At 70.7% G+C, this 12,626-nt stretch carries 17 protein-coding genes; 5 read left to right on the top strand and 12 right to left on the bottom strand.

The features are described from left to right. Positions 1 to 122: 122 nt before the first annotated feature. The 3 genes from HHX41_RS35235 to HHX41_RS35230 all read left to right on the top strand — a co-directional run bounded on the left by HHX41_RS35235 (position 123) and on the right by HHX41_RS35230 (position 2,678). Positions 123 to 1,280: an Ig-like domain-containing protein gene (locus HHX41_RS35235; protein ID WP_310742316.1), complete on the top strand. Its 1,158-nt coding sequence runs from the start codon at positions 123 to 125 to the stop codon at positions 1,278 to 1,280. A gap of 8 nt (positions 1,281 to 1,288) precedes the next feature. Continuing rightward, positions 1,289 to 1,420 carry a hypothetical protein gene (locus HHX41_RS41350; RefSeq protein ID WP_259401554.1) on the top strand — a complete coding sequence of 44 codons (132 nt, stop codon included), beginning with the start codon at positions 1,289 to 1,291 and terminating at the stop codon, positions 1,418 to 1,420. A 250-nt stretch (positions 1,421 to 1,670) separates the two neighbouring features. Continuing rightward, positions 1,671 to 2,678, top strand: coding sequence for an RNA polymerase subunit sigma-70 (locus tag HHX41_RS35230; RefSeq protein ID WP_182909415.1), 1,008 nt, complete (start codon positions 1,671 to 1,673; stop codon positions 2,676 to 2,678). A gap of 196 nt (positions 2,679 to 2,874) precedes the next feature. Here the strand turns inward: HHX41_RS35230 and HHX41_RS35225 are convergent, their stop codons facing one another. The 6 genes from HHX41_RS35225 to HHX41_RS35200 form a co-directional block, all read right to left on the bottom strand. Next, positions 2,875 to 3,459 carry a dihydrofolate reductase family protein gene (locus tag HHX41_RS35225; protein WP_182909414.1) on the bottom strand — a complete coding sequence of 195 codons (585 nt, stop codon included), beginning with the start codon at positions 3,457 to 3,459 and terminating at the stop codon, positions 2,875 to 2,877. Positions 3,460 to 3,820: 361 nt separating this feature from the next. Continuing rightward, positions 3,821 to 3,997 carry a hypothetical protein gene (locus HHX41_RS35220; protein ID WP_182909413.1) on the bottom strand — a complete coding sequence of 59 codons (177 nt, stop codon included), beginning with the start codon at positions 3,995 to 3,997 and terminating at the stop codon, positions 3,821 to 3,823. After that, entirely contained in the window at positions 3,994 to 4,575 is a 582-nt protein-coding gene (locus HHX41_RS35215) for a dihydrofolate reductase family protein (RefSeq protein ID WP_182909412.1), read from the bottom strand. Before HHX41_RS35215 ends, HHX41_RS35220 begins: the two co-directional genes overlap by 4 nt. Positions 4,576 to 4,640: 65 nt before the next feature. Beyond that, the gene (locus HHX41_RS42090) at positions 4,641 to 5,480 is read right to left on the bottom strand and encodes a helix-turn-helix domain-containing protein (RefSeq protein WP_220504707.1); all 840 of its coding nucleotides are present in this window, start codon (positions 5,478 to 5,480) and stop codon (positions 4,641 to 4,643) included. A gap of 85 nt (positions 5,481 to 5,565) precedes the next feature. Beyond that, positions 5,566 to 5,856: a hypothetical protein gene (locus tag HHX41_RS35205; RefSeq protein WP_182909411.1), complete on the bottom strand. Its 291-nt coding sequence runs from the start codon at positions 5,854 to 5,856 to the stop codon at positions 5,566 to 5,568. 104 nt (positions 5,857 to 5,960) lie between these two features. Continuing rightward, positions 5,961 to 6,140: a hypothetical protein gene (locus HHX41_RS35200; RefSeq protein WP_142623945.1), complete on the bottom strand. Its 180-nt coding sequence runs from the start codon at positions 6,138 to 6,140 to the stop codon at positions 5,961 to 5,963. Between the two features lie 130 nt (positions 6,141 to 6,270). On the opposite strand from HHX41_RS35200, the gene HHX41_RS35195 reads away from it, so the two are divergent. Beyond that, on the top strand, positions 6,271 to 6,702 hold the full coding sequence (locus tag HHX41_RS35195; RefSeq protein WP_182909410.1) for a helix-turn-helix domain-containing protein: 432 nt from the start codon (positions 6,271 to 6,273) through the stop codon (positions 6,700 to 6,702). A 73-nt stretch (positions 6,703 to 6,775) separates the two neighbouring features. Here the strand turns inward: HHX41_RS35195 and HHX41_RS35190 are convergent, their stop codons facing one another. The 3 genes from HHX41_RS35190 to HHX41_RS35180 all read right to left on the bottom strand — a co-directional run bounded on the left by HHX41_RS35190 (position 6,776) and on the right by HHX41_RS35180 (position 9,797). After that, positions 6,776 to 7,471: a GNAT family N-acetyltransferase gene (locus HHX41_RS35190; protein ID WP_182909409.1), complete on the bottom strand. Its 696-nt coding sequence runs from the start codon at positions 7,469 to 7,471 to the stop codon at positions 6,776 to 6,778. Positions 7,472 to 7,710: 239 nt separating this feature from the next. Then, entirely contained in the window at positions 7,711 to 8,472 is a 762-nt protein-coding gene (locus tag HHX41_RS35185; RefSeq protein ID WP_182909408.1) for a phytanoyl-CoA dioxygenase family protein, read from the bottom strand. A gap of 176 nt (positions 8,473 to 8,648) precedes the next feature. Continuing rightward, complete coding sequence (locus HHX41_RS35180; protein WP_220504705.1) at positions 8,649 to 9,797, bottom strand: epoxide hydrolase family protein; 1,149 nt, start codon at positions 9,795 to 9,797, stop codon at positions 8,649 to 8,651. Positions 9,798 to 9,859: 62 nt separating this feature from the next. On the opposite strand from HHX41_RS35180, the gene HHX41_RS35175 reads away from it, so the two are divergent. Continuing rightward, positions 9,860 to 10,819 (top strand): YafY family protein, encoded by a 960-nt coding sequence (locus HHX41_RS35175; RefSeq protein WP_182909407.1) that lies wholly within the window; start codon positions 9,860 to 9,862, stop codon positions 10,817 to 10,819. A gap of 12 nt (positions 10,820 to 10,831) precedes the next feature. On the opposite strand, the gene HHX41_RS39955 is transcribed toward HHX41_RS35175, so the two are convergent. The 3 genes from HHX41_RS39955 to HHX41_RS35160 are packed head-to-tail and all read right to left on the bottom strand — an operon-like array spanning position 10,832 to position 12,610. Then, positions 10,832 to 10,969: a hypothetical protein gene (locus HHX41_RS39955; RefSeq protein ID WP_211592063.1), complete on the bottom strand. Its 138-nt coding sequence runs from the start codon at positions 10,967 to 10,969 to the stop codon at positions 10,832 to 10,834. 5 nt (positions 10,970 to 10,974) lie between these two features. After that, on the bottom strand, positions 10,975 to 11,631 hold the full coding sequence (locus HHX41_RS35165) for a CatB-related O-acetyltransferase (RefSeq protein WP_182909406.1): 657 nt from the start codon (positions 11,629 to 11,631) through the stop codon (positions 10,975 to 10,977). Positions 11,632 to 11,656: 25 nt separating this feature from the next. Beyond that, positions 11,657 to 12,610, bottom strand: coding sequence for a sigma-70 family RNA polymerase sigma factor (locus tag HHX41_RS35160; protein ID WP_259401553.1), 954 nt, complete (start codon positions 12,608 to 12,610; stop codon positions 11,657 to 11,659). Between the last annotated feature and the right edge of the window lie 16 nt (positions 12,611 to 12,626).

The raw sequence follows: 12,626 nt of genomic DNA, 5'->3' as shown, positions 1-12,626 counted from the left end.
AAAATGACAACATAAGAGGCAACCCCGAATAAGGTCTTATGGTGCACCTACGCGCTCATGGGGGAGTAGTGGTTGTGCTGAGCACTGGTAGTCGTTCGAGGTGGCCGATCGCCGCAGTCGCCGTGACGTTGACCGCGGCTCTGTCGGCGTGTTCCGGTGGGTCGGGCGCGCCGGGCTCGGCGGGCGGCGGCTCCGGCGACGCCGCCGCGCCCGCCGTCCCGGCTCCCGCCATCAAGATCAGCCCCGCGACGGGCAGCGCCAAGGTGCGTCCCGACAAGACCGTGGTCGTCACCGCCGCCAACGGCCAGCTGGAGGAGGTCACGGTCCAGGTGGGCGGCGAGACGATCGAGGGCGACTTCGACGCCACCCGCACCAAATGGACCTCCAAGCAGCCGCTCAAGCCCTCCAGCAGATACACGGTGTCGGCCAGGGCCACCGGCGAGGGCGGCCCCGCGACCGCGACCAGCCGCTTCACCACCCTCAAGCCCAAGGTCGGGCTGGAGGTCGTGGACGTCACACCCGGCATCAAGGGGGAGACCGTCGGCGTCGGCATGCCGATCATGGTGAGGTTCAACGCGCCGGTGCAGGACAAGGCCGCCGTGGAACAGGCCCTCGAAGTGGACGCGGAGAAGCCGGTCAAGGGCGCCTGGCGGTGGATCGACGACAAGTTCGTCATCTACCGGACGGCCAAGTACTGGCCCGCGCACCAGAAGGTCAAGTTCACCGCGCACCTGACCGGGGTGAAGGCCGGGCAGGACACCTACGGCGTCGAGGACCACAGCACGACCATCAAGATCGGCGCGGCCTGGATCAGCTCGGTCAGCACCAGGACCCACATGATGGTGGTCCGGCGCGACGGCAAGGTCGTGAAGACCATGAAGATCAGCGCCGGCAAGGCGACCACCCGCGAGTACACCACCACCAGCGGCATCCATCTGACCATGGAACGCGGCAACCCGGTCACCATGATCTCTCCCGGGAAGAAGGAAGGCGACCCCGGGTACTACAAGGAGGTCGTCAACCACGCGGTGCGCATCTCCAACAGCGGCGAGTACGTCCACGGCGCGCCGTGGTCGGTCGGCTCCCAGGGCCGGGCCAACGTGAGCCACGGCTGCATCAACGCCCACCCCAACGACGCCAAGTGGTATTACGACAACTACCACCGGGGCGACGTCGTCAAGATCGTCGGCACCGACCGGGCCCTGGAGTGGAACAACGGCTGGGGCTTCTGGCAGATGCCGTTCAGCAAGTGGCAGCAGGGCAGCGCGCTGGAGTCCTGATCCGCTCCGTGTCGGCGTACATGGCCGAGCTGCAGCGGCCGGGCCTGGTGAAGGCCACGCAGGTGGGCAAGCGGACCCACTACAAGCGTGACGAGCAGCGCATCGCCCGGCTCGTCGCCACGCTGGGGGAGTCCCTCTAGCATCCACGGCGTGTTCGGCGACCGGGAAAGCCGTCCCGGCCGCGTGACGTCGGCAGAAGGGCGTACGCGGAGGCGGCAGCCACCGTCCGTTGCGTGACCCGGGTGTACCCGGCCCGAACACGTCCCCTGGATCGACCCGACCCATCCGGCCTGACGAACGGCCCGGTGTCAGTGGCTTCACCGCTCAGAAATCCTCCGCCACGTCGTCAGTTCTGGTAGCCCCTCGCCACCTGCGGAAGGATTGACGACCATGACCGACGCCAGACTGCCAGGCGACGACGACGCCGCGTTCATCGCGGCGGCCCGCTCAAATGACGCAGCACAGTTCGCGCTCACCACGGAGCGCTACCGGCGTGAGCTGCAGGTGCACTGCTACCGGATGCTCGCGAACTACGAGGACGCCAAGGAGATGACGCAGGAGACGTTCCTGCGGGCGTGGAACAAGCGGGAGTCGTTCAAGGGCCACGCCGCGCTGCGGACCTGGCTGTACCGGATCGCGACGAACGCCTGTCTCGACTTCCTGGACAAGCGCAACGACCGCACACCCGTGCCTGCCGAGCTGCCGGGCGCGGGCTCGGAAGTGCGCTACCTGCAGCCCTACCCGGACCGGATGCTCCCGGAGGACCCGCAGGAATCGGTGGTGGCGCGGGAGACGATCGAGCTGGCGTTCATCGTCGCCGTCCAGCATTTGCCGCCGCGGCAGCGGGCGGTGTTCATCTTGCGCGACGTCCTCGGCTGGCCGGCGTCGAAGGCCGCCGACGCCCTCGAACTGACCGTCGCATCGGTGACCAGCGCGCTGCAGCGGGCGCGCGTGACGATGCGCGAGCAGCTGCGCGACCGCCGCCTCGACTGGCGGAGCCCTGCCGCACACGAGCTGTCGGATGACGAGCGCGGCGTGGTGAAGTCGTATATGGACGCCCATGAGCGCAACGACCTCAACGGGCTGATGGCCCTGCTGCGCGACGACCTGCGCTTCGCGATGCTGCCCGACCCGGGCACCGTGACCGTCACGGCCAAGGACGCGGTGGACGGCTGGGTCTCCGGTGGGCTGTTCCAGCGCGGCTACGACGACTGGCGCTGCACCGCCACCACGGTCAACCGCATGCCTGCCGCCGCGCTGTACCTCCGCACCCCCGACGACCCGGAATACCGTTTGTTCACCATCGCGGTCCTGCACATCGTCGACGGCAAGATCGCCGAACTCACCGGATTCGACGCCACCGACAAACCATGGCTGAGCCTGCCCGCGACGCTGTGATCAGACACGTCCCCCTCGTCGACGAGTCCAGCGCACGGGCCGGCGTCACCGTCGTCCTCATCCTCAGCGAGTCGGTCAACAGCTCACTCGGAACGCAAGGAAGGGCCGGAAAAGGTTCCCTCATCGCCGAGGGGCGCGGTGAGCACGCCAGGAAGGATTTCGACCTGGCCTTACGAGCCGAGCATTCGGCCCGTGCTCATCGCCTCGTCTCGTATCGGGTCAGCACCACGCCGCCGGGAAATGTCCGCGTCTCGACCAGGTTCAGGTTCACCCAGCTGTCCAGCGCCGTGAAGAACGGCGTGCCGCCGCCCACCAGGACCGGCACGGTGACCAGCGCGTACTCGTCGATCAGCCCGGCCCGCATGGCCGCCCCGGCGAGCGTCGCGCCGCCGATGTCCATCGGGCCGCCGTCCTCGGCCCTGAGCCGGGCGATCTCGGCGACCGCGTCGCCGGTGACCAGGCGGGTGTTCCAGTCGACCTTGTCGATCGTCGATGAGAACACCACCTTCGGCATGTCCCGCCAGCGGCGCGCGAACTCGATCTCCGCCGGGGTAGCGTTGGGCTGCTGGTCGCCGGTCGGCCAGTGGGAGCTCATCGTCTCCCACAGCTTGCGCCCGTACAGTGCCAGGCCCGTCGCGTCCACCCGGTCGGACCACCACTGGAACAGCTCGGCGCTCGGCGACGAGTCCGGTCCCTCCCCCCCACCCCAGCCGATGTCGTCGCCGGGCGCGGCGATGTAGCCGTCCAGCGTCACGTTCATGCCGAAGATCAGTTTCCGCATCGTGCCAGCCTCCCTTGAGTCGATCTCACACGTACAGACGGGCACGGCGCGGAAACCTAATCGGTGCGCGATCTGCGTCCGCGGGTAGTCCTCGCGTTCCGGACTCAGCACGGCGTACTCGGCGGGCTCGAGCACGACCGCATGGATCTCGATTGCACCCTCGCGAACGCCTGGTCACACAGCTGCAGCGCCGGGCCCTCTCACCGCGCTGGAGATCGCCAAGCAGTTCCCGACGCCGGGCATCTCGCTCGGCGGCCAGCGGCCGCCCGTGCGCCGCAAGTTCCGCGAGTACCTTAGGCCGGAGTGGCGCAGCTGGTGCAGCGTGTACGGCCCGCCCGGTAGGTCGCGCCGCCCTTTCGGGTCACCACCACCCGCCGGTTCGCGGTGTCCAGTCCGGCACGTTCAGCAGCGGTACCTCCTCGGCGCGGGCGGTGGACTCGTACAGCAGCGTCCACAGCACCCGCTCCCGCAGCGGCACGTCCAGTTCGAGCACCGTGTTCGCAGTGGACTTCTTCGCGTACCCGCTCGGATCGGTCAACGGCGCACCCGATAGCGCAGGTGAAGCACCCGGTTGCCCTGAATCACCACGTCAGGATCCTCCAACAGGTGCTGCGCGTGGACCGAGCCGAAGTAGCGCTTGCCGGACCCGAACACGACGGGTACGACGTCCATACGCACCTCGTCGATCAGGCCCGCGGCAAGCACCTGGCCACCGACGTCGCCGGCGGCGACCTCGACCATGCGGTCACCCGCAAGCTCCTGCGCCTTGGCCATGGCTGCCTCGACGCCGTCGACGAAGTGAAACGGCGCCTCGGGGTCCCAGCCCTCGGGCATCGGCCGGTGCGACACGACGACCACGTGGTCGATGCCGCCCGGAGGCCTCCCGTCCCAGCCGTCCGTCATGTCGAAGACGTGGCGGCCGACGATCGTGACTCCGATCTGGTCCCAGTACGGCCGGGTGTAGTCGTAGGACGCCTGCGACACCTTCAGCTGACCGCTCTCGTCCAACGGGACGTCACCGCTGGACAACCAGTCGAACAGCGGTCCGGGCTGGTCATTCTCGTCCGCGATGAAGCCGTCCACCGACACCGAGCTGTACATGACCACCTTGCCCACGGGGCTCTCCTCTGCTTTGGGGTGCCCCAAATTAGCGTGTCGTGAGCTGTCGCTCTTGTAAGAAATCAATCGGCCGGCAGCGGCCAGCCGTCCAGCGCGTGGCCGGGATGTTCGCGCAGGAACCGCCGCCGGACTTCGACGTACCGGGTCGGCGTGAGCCCGGTGAACGCCCGGAACTCGTGGCCGAAGTGGGCCTGGTCGAAGTAGCCTGCGCCACCGGCGAGGTCGCCCCAGTCGATCGGTCCGGCGGGGTTGATCGCGAACACGGTGGCGGCGAAGCGGTAGGTGCGGGCCAGCCGCTTCGGCGTGACACCGATGAGCTCCTTGAACCGCTGTGCCAGATGAGTGCTGCTGACACCGGCTGCCACGCTCAGGTCGCCGATCGCCACCGCCCCGCTGGTCGCCGCGATGACGCTGCTCGTATGGCGGACCAGCCCCAGGCCGGCGGTCTCGCACAGCCGTCGCATCAGCTCCTCCTCGAGCAGCGTCAGCATCTCGTGCGGTCCGTCCGCCGTGGCCAGCCGGTCTCGCAGCTCAGCAACGGCGGGCCGGCCCCAAACCTGCTCTACCGTCGTAGGCCGGTCACACAGCTCGGCCGCGGGCATCGGCAGGAACGGCGCCAGCCCCCACGGCCTGAAGTGCACGCCGACGGACCGGGTCCGGAGTGGGTAGCCGAATTCCAACGCGCGGGTGGGCGTGGTGACCACGCAGCCGTCGGCGTACTGGGCCGTCTCGATGTCGGTGCCGGCGCGGATGCGGAACGGCGCCCCGAGGTTGACGATGAGGAACGCCGAGGGCCCCGGCGGCAGCGTCAGCCGGGCGTACGGCGGCGTACCCTCCAGGTAGTAAAGGTCGTCGATCAGCCCGTCCAGCGGCGGTCGCGGCACTCTGGACACGTACTCCACGCCCGCAGTATCGCCGATGCCCCGCCGGCATCGCGCGCCTGGCTGGTCCAGCCGTGCTGCCGCCGGAACGGGCGAGCGTCCGGCGTTACGCGGTCGGCAGGTCGGTGAGGTCCAGGCGCCGGTCGGTGCGCAGCTGGATCTCGGCGAAGCCGTGATCCATGCCGAAGCCGGTGCCCGGCGCGGTGTGCTCGGCGCCGGAGTCAGGGCCGGAGTCGTGGCCGGGGAGGTGACCGGGGTCCTGCCCGCCGAACTCCGAGCCAGGTAACGCCCCTCCCGCCGGCGCGTCCGGGCCGTCGGTGTCGCCGGGCCGGTGGTCTTGACCGGGCTCGGCAGGGAACGCCGTCTTGGCCAGGCATTGATGCGAAACGGTGACCACGGCAATTTATCGGGTAGTTTTATCGGATTATGTGGACATAAATCCATTTCGCGTCGCGCGCATCAGTTGCGTCGGCGTCCGATCCGCCGCGTGAGCTGGGCGTCCTACTGGACGCCCCACTTCATGAGGGCGAACGCGCCCACGATCTTCAGCGCGACGAGCGCGATGACCACGCAGAACACGATCAGCGCGGGGCGGTGTTCGAAATGCTTGCCCTCCTTGAGCGGAGGGCGCTTGGCGACGCGCTCGGCGATGCGCTCTTCGATGGGTTTGCGGTGGAACATGAACGCAGACTACCGGCCGTGTCGCCCGCCCCTCTCGCGACCTTGGCCGTCCACGCCCTCGAAACTCCCTAACGTCCCTCGTCGGACAGCTGGATAGGGTACGTGGGGGAGCCGGACGGAGGGGAGTGGGATGCCGCAGCAGCCGTACTCGGTGGAGCAGGTGGCGAACCTGCTGGGCCTGCACGTGAAGACCGTGCGCAACTACGTGCGCGACGGGCGGCTGAAGGCGGTGCGCATCGGCAAGCAGTACCGCATCGCCCGCGAGGACCTGGAGACGTTCATGGGCCACCCGGCCGAGTCGTCGGTAACCGAGACCGCCCGGCGCCACGTCGAGGCCTCGAGCATCGTGCAGATCGACGCCATCGCCCCCGACGAGATGACGACCCTGGGCAACATGCTGATGGCCGCCGCCGCGAGCCGTTCCCCCGCCGACCGGCCCCTGCGCGTCGAGACCGTCTACGACGAGGAGCGGGCCAGCCTGAAGATCATCATCGTGGGCGGCGTGGCCGACACCGCCGAGGTGTTCCGGCTCGTCACCACGCTGGTGGAGGAGCCGGCGTGACCGCCGCCCGGCAGTCCCAGGGCGATCGGCAGCGGCCTCACTCCTGGCGCGGGCGTCCCGGCGCCGGAGGCCGTCACGGCGTGCGGAACCCTCGGAAGGTCACGGGCGTGCGGGTGTCGAATCCGAGCCGCTCGTAGAGGGCGATCGCGCCGGTGTTCGCCTCGGCCACGTGCAGGAACGGGCGTTCGTTCCGGGCCACGACACGCGAGACGAGCGCGCTGACCAGGTGGGCGGCGAGCCCTCGCCCGCGTGCCTCTGGGGCGGTGCAGACGGCGCTGATCTCGGTCCATCCCGGTGGCCGGAGCCGCTCGCCCGCCATCGCCACCAATGCCCCGTGCTCCCGGACGCCGAGGTAGGTGCCGAGTTCGTGGGTGCGCGGCCAGAACGGCCCCGGATGGGTCCGCGCGACGAGGTCGAGCATCTCGGGCACGCTGTCGGCGCCCAGTTCGACCACCTCGATGTCGTCGGCGCCGGGGTGATCGGGCCGGCCGCCGGGCCAGATCATCTGGCGGCCTTCCAGGACGAAGACCGGTTCCCAGTCCGGCGGCGGTGCCGCCGGGCAGCTGAACATGTCGGCGAGCTCGCCCCGGCCGAGCAGCCGGGCGAGGTCGGCCCATTCCTCCGGATCGGGGTCGGAGGTGACCGCGGAGAAGGTCGCGACCTCCGGCGGGTAGGTGGCGGCCACGCCGAGCCGTCGGGCGAGATGTGCGTGGTGACCGCGCAGTGATTCGCCCACCGGGTCGTCCAGCACGGCGGCGTCGCGGTCCACGGCTGTGCCGCACCTTTCGTGCCGTGCCGTGTCGTGTGATGTCGTGTCGTGCGCGGTCGACGGCGGGCGGATGGGCACTCGCGCTCCCGGTTGGCTGTGGTCCCGCCTGACGGTCAAGCAGCACAGACTGACAATTCCCAGCGTTCAGGGTATGGCCGGGCGGCGGCTGCCGGCTCCGGCAGGCGGATGCGGCCCCTGGCTGTGGCTGGGCGAGAGCCGCCGGCCCCGTCGCGATCCTCTCAGCCGCCGAGCCCGAGCCGTACGGCCCGCGCGAGGGGGGTGGCGTCGCCGGGGGCCAGCGGATCGGTCAGGAAGAACGGGATCTGGGACATGAAACGCGGCCGCGTCCCGCGGTGGGGCTGGGCGGCGTGGACGAGGTGCGGATGGCACAGGTAGACGTCGCCGGGCAGTCCCGTGGCGTAGGTCTCGGGGCGGTGCGCGGTCGCCTCGTCCAGCAGCGGGCCGGAGGCGAAGAACTCCAGCCCCTGCTCGCCGTGCGGCTCCAGCACGCGGGCGGTGTCGAGGTGGGATCCGGCCCTGATGCGGGTGGGCGCGTCGTCGGGGCCGATCTCCGACAGCAGGACCAGCACGAGCATGGTGCGGGACCTGAGCGTGACGGTTCCCCAGGCGCCGGCCGGTCCGGGGTCGTTCTGGTCGATGTGCCAGCCGGTGTCCCCGGCGTCGGAGGGGTGGGGGAAGCGGACCGGGGTGTTGCCGATGGTGCCGCGCGGCTCCCATCCGCTCTTACCGGCGATCAGGTCCAGCGCCTCGGTCAGGCGCGGGCTCCGCATCGCCTCCCCGGACGGGCCATGCCCCGTCGGGTCGGGGGCCGCCCACACCACCGGCTGCGTCCAGTCTTCCGGCCGGTCGGGGGACAACCCGATCTGCCGCCACAGCCGCTCCCTGATCCGGTCACCGGTCTCGCGGGGGAAGGCCTCCTCCACCTTCAGGAACCCGTCGGAGACGAAGCGGTCGAGGTCGGTCTCGCTGAACACAGCCATGGCGGGACGGTAGCGACCTTCCGCGCCCGATGTCGATCGATTTACCCCTCGATGCCGCACACCCGCCGAGCTCGGGCGGACGGCGGGTCGCGTCGAGCCCGGCGCTGAGGCGCGCGGCCTCCCGCTCCAGGATGCGACGCGCGGCCGGAGCGCACGCCGGCGGCGCCGCCGCCCGGCTACCGGGCTCCCAGCTTCCGGAAGAAGTCCCGGACGTCGGTGACCAGCAGGTCGGGAGCCTGCAGCGAGGCGAAGTGCCCGCCACGGGGGAACCGCGACCAGTGCGTGACGGTGTTCGACAGCTCCGCCAGCCCGCGGACCGCCCGGTCGCCGGGGAAGTTCGCCACCCCCGTCGGCACCGGTGAGGGCGCGGGCCGCCGGCCCCAGGCCTCCGACGCGCTCTCGAAGTACAGCCGCGCGGCCGAGCCCGCGGTCGCGGTCAGCCAGAAGATCGTGACATTGGTCAGGACGGTGTCGCGGTCGACGGGGGTGCGCTCCGTCCGGGTGGGGTCCCAGTCCACGAACCACTCCAGGTTCCAGGCCAGCTGCCCGGCAGGGGAGTCGTTGAGCGCGTAGGCCAGCGTCTGCGGACGGGTGGACATCTGGGTGGCGTAGCCGGAGTGGGCATACCACCATTTCTGGTTGCGCTCTGCCTGTTCGCGTTCCTCGCCGGACAGCTTGTCCAGCACGCCGGGGCCGGCCGGTGTCGAGGCGTTGGCCAGCGCGTTGACGTGTACGCCGATCACGTGCTCCGGCGCGATGCGGCCGAGTTCTGGGGAGACGATGCTGCCGAAGTCGCCCCCCTGGGCGCCGTACCGCTCGTATCCCAGGCGCCGCATGAGCTCGGCCCAGGCCCGCGCGACGCGGCCGACGCCCCAGCCGGTCTCGCGGGTCGGGCCGGAGAAGGCGAAGCCCGGCACCGAGGGCGCGACGACGTGGAAGGCGTCGGCCGGGTCCCCGCCGTACGCCCGCGGGTCGGTCAGCGGCCCGAGGATGTCCAGGAAGTCGTACACCGTGCTCGGCCATCCGTGCGTGACGATCAGCGGCGTGGCGTCGGGCTCGGGGGAGCGGACGTGCAGGAAATGGATGGTCTGGCCGTCGATCTCGGTGGTGAACTGCGGGACCTCGTTGAGGCGGGCCTCGTGCGCGCGCCAGTCGTAGCCGGTGCGCCAGTGGCCGACCAGCTTCATGAGGTAGTCCTTGTTCACCCCGTAGGACCAGCCGGCGCCGGGAAGCTCGTCGGGCCAGCGGGTGCGGGCCAGGCGGACGGCCAGGTCGTCGAGATCGGCCTGCGGGATGTCGACGCGGAACGGTTCCGGTGTGGTCATGGCTTGAAGCATTGCGCTCATGGAGGACAGCTACGGTCCTACACTCCGGTAATCATGGACGGATGTCGGACACCTCCGCCCGCCTGCTCCGGATGTTGTCGTTGCTGCAGGCGCGCCGCGACTGGCCGGGCGCCGAGCTCGCCGAACGCCTGAACGTCACGACCCGTACCGTGCGACGCGACGTGGAAAGGCTGCGCGAGCTGGGGTATCCGGTCCGCGCCGCCTTGGGCCCGGCGGGTGGCTACCGGCTCGGAGCCGGCGCCTCGCTGCCTCCGCTGCTGCTGGACGACGAGGAGGCGGTGGCGGTGACCGTCGGGCTGCGCACCGGCGCCGCGAGCGGCGTCAGCGGGATCGAGGAAGCCGCGCTGCGCGCGCTGACCAAGGTCGAGCACGTCCTGCCGTCCCGGCTGCGCCATCGGGTCCAGACCCTGGAAGAGGCCATGGTCGCGATCCCGCCGCGTGGCGGGCCCACGGTGGACGCGGCCGTCCTCACCGCGATCTCCGCCGCGATCCGCGCCGCCGAGACGCTCCGCTTCGACTACGCCGGCCACCACGGGGGCCGGTCCACCCGGATCGCCGAACCCCACCGCCTGGTCGCCTGGGGCCGCAGGTGGTACCTGGTCGCCTGGGACGCCGACCGGGCCGGCTGGCGTACCTTCCGGGCCGACCGGATCTCGCTGCGCACGCCCAACGGGCCTCGCTTCGCCCACCGTGATCCACCCGGCGGCGACGTTGCGGCCTACCTGCGCAGATCGATCGGCCACGAGGTCTGGCCGTATCGCTCGCGGCTGCGGGTGTACGCACCCGCCTCCCGGGTCGCCGGGCGCGTCGACGGGATCGTCACCCCCGTCGACGACGAGACCTGCGTGCTGGAGCTGGCCTCCGACTCACTCGAGCTGGTCGCGCTCGCGGTGGGCACGCTCGGGGTCGACTTCGACGTCGAGTCGCCGCCGGAACTCGCCCGTCACCTGCGCACGCTGTCGGCCCGATTCGCCCGCGCGGCCGGACGGCGCCGAAGGTGACGGGGTTCGAATTCAGCCCTCGTCGCGGGCCGGAGCGATGCGGGCGGGCGCGCCGATTTCCAGCGCTCTCCACAGCGCGCCGTCCGGCCCCGTCGTGATCGCGTACGGCCCGGCGTCGCGGCCGGCCACGGTGTGCTCCGTGATGGTCACGTGGGTCAAAGGCTCTTCTCCAGTCCGTGCTCGGCGGCGACGCGGGCGATGTCGGCCGGGGTGCCGGCCATGATGACGCGCGCGTGCTCGGTCACCAGCTCGACGGGCCAGTCCCACCAGGCGGCCCGCAGCAGTCGCTCGATGTCGGCGTCGGCGAAGCGGCGGCGGAGGGGCCTGGCCGGGTTTCCGCCGACGATGGTGTACGGCGGGACGTCGGCGGTGACCACGGCGCCGGTGGCGATGATCGCGCCGTCGCCGATGGTCACCCCGGGCATGACCGTGGCCTGGTAGCCGAACCAGACATCGTTGCCGATCACGGTGTCGCCGCGGCTGGGCATGCCGGTGACGATGTCGAGGGTGCGTTCGGTCCACTCGCCGCCGAACATGGTGAACGGGAAGGTGGACACGCCCATCGTCGGGTGGTCGGCGCCGGCCATCAGGAACCGGGTGCCGCAGGCGATGGCGCAGTACTTGCCGATGATCAGCCGCTCCGGCCCGTAGGCGTACAGCACATTGCGCTGCTCGAAGCCGGTCGCGCCGTCGGGGTCGTCGTAGTAGGTGTACTCACCCACCTCGATGTTCGGCGAGCTGACCAGCGGTTTCAGGAAGACCACTCGCTCGTGGGCGGGCAGCGGGTGCACGGTCTTGGGGTCGGGAATCACGGGGGGAGTCCTTTCGCGGGGGAGGTCAGACGAGGAGGTCGGCCAGGGCGCGGGCGCAGGCCGGCTCGCGCAGCTTGCGCATGCCTTTGGCCTCGATCTGGCGGACGCGTTCCCGGGTCACCCCCAACGTCCGGCCGATCTCGTCCAGGGTCCGCGGCCTGTCGTCGGCCAGGCCGTACCGGTGGGTGATGACGGCCGCCTCCCGCTCGCTCAGCGTCTCCAGCACCGCCTCCAGGTCACGGCGGAGCGAGGAAGCGGCCACCTCGGCCGCGGGACCGGGCGCGTCATCGGCGAGAAGGTCGCTCAGCTCGGCGCCGTCGTCGCCGACGGGGGTGTGCAGCGAGATCGGCTCGCGGGCATGCCGCAGCAACTGCTCGACCTTCTCGGGTGTCAGGCCGAGCTCGGCCGCCAGTTCCTCGGGGGTGGCCTCACGGCCCAGCTCCCGCTGAATCACGTGCCGGGCACGGAGGACCCGGTTGAGATCCTCGACCACGTGCGCGGGGAGGCGGACCGTCCTGCTCTGGTCGGCCAGCGCGCGGCCGAGTGCCTGCTTGATCCACCAGGTGGCGTAGGTGGAGAACTTCAGCCCGCGCCGGTGGTCGAACTTCTCCACCGCGCGCATCATGCCGATGGTGCCCTCCTGCACCAGGTCCAGCAGTGGCAGCCCGCCCCTGGCGGCGTAGCGTCTGGCGATCGACACGACCAGCCGCAGGTTGGCCTCGACCATGTGGTCCCTGGCGCGGCGGCCGTCGGCGGCCAGCCGCTCCAGCTCGCACCGTTCGGCCGGGTCGCCGGAATCGGCGGCCAAGCCCTCCGCGGCGAGCCGGCCGGCCTCGATGCGCTCGCCCAGCTCCACCTCCTGCTCGGCGGTGAGCAGCGGGGTGCGCCCGATCTGCTTGAGATAGTCCTTCACCGGGTCGATGTCCACGGCTCCCTTCGGATGGCGGGCGGGGCTGGCGGGGAGCGCGGCAGTGGTCAAAAGCAGGTCCCTTCGG

This window comes from Microbispora sp. H13382 (genome assembly GCF_014161445.1).
GTDB lineage: Bacteria > Actinomycetota > Actinomycetes > Streptosporangiales > Streptosporangiaceae > Microbispora.
Note: the sequence above shows the minus strand (reverse complement) of the source record. Positions and strands in the feature narration are given on the sequence as shown.

What these genes read in the sequence shown, in the direction of transcription:
- HHX41_RS35225 (WP_182909414.1), bottom strand. Translation starts at nt 3,459, where the DNA reads ATGCGGAAACTGATCTTCGGCATGAACGTGACGCTGGACGGCTACATC.
- HHX41_RS35230 (WP_182909415.1), top strand. Translation starts at nt 1,671, where the DNA reads ATGACCGACGCCAGACTGCCAGGCGACGACGACGCCGCGTTCATCGCG.
- HHX41_RS35195 (WP_182909410.1), top strand. Translation starts at nt 6,271, where the DNA reads ATGCCGCAGCAGCCGTACTCGGTGGAGCAGGTGGCGAACCTGCTGGGC.
- HHX41_RS35175 (WP_182909407.1), top strand. Translation starts at nt 9,860, where the DNA reads ATGTCGGACACCTCCGCCCGCCTGCTCCGGATGTTGTCGTTGCTGCAG.
- HHX41_RS35185 (WP_182909408.1), bottom strand. Translation starts at nt 8,472, where the DNA reads ATGGCTGTGTTCAGCGAGACCGACCTCGACCGCTTCGTCTCCGACGGG.
- HHX41_RS35180 (WP_220504705.1), bottom strand. Translation starts at nt 9,797, where the DNA reads ATGACCACACCGGAACCGTTCCGCGTCGACATCCCGCAGGCCGATCTC.
- HHX41_RS35200 (WP_142623945.1), bottom strand. Translation starts at nt 6,140, where the DNA reads ATGTTCCACCGCAAACCCATCGAAGAGCGCATCGCCGAGCGCGTCGCC.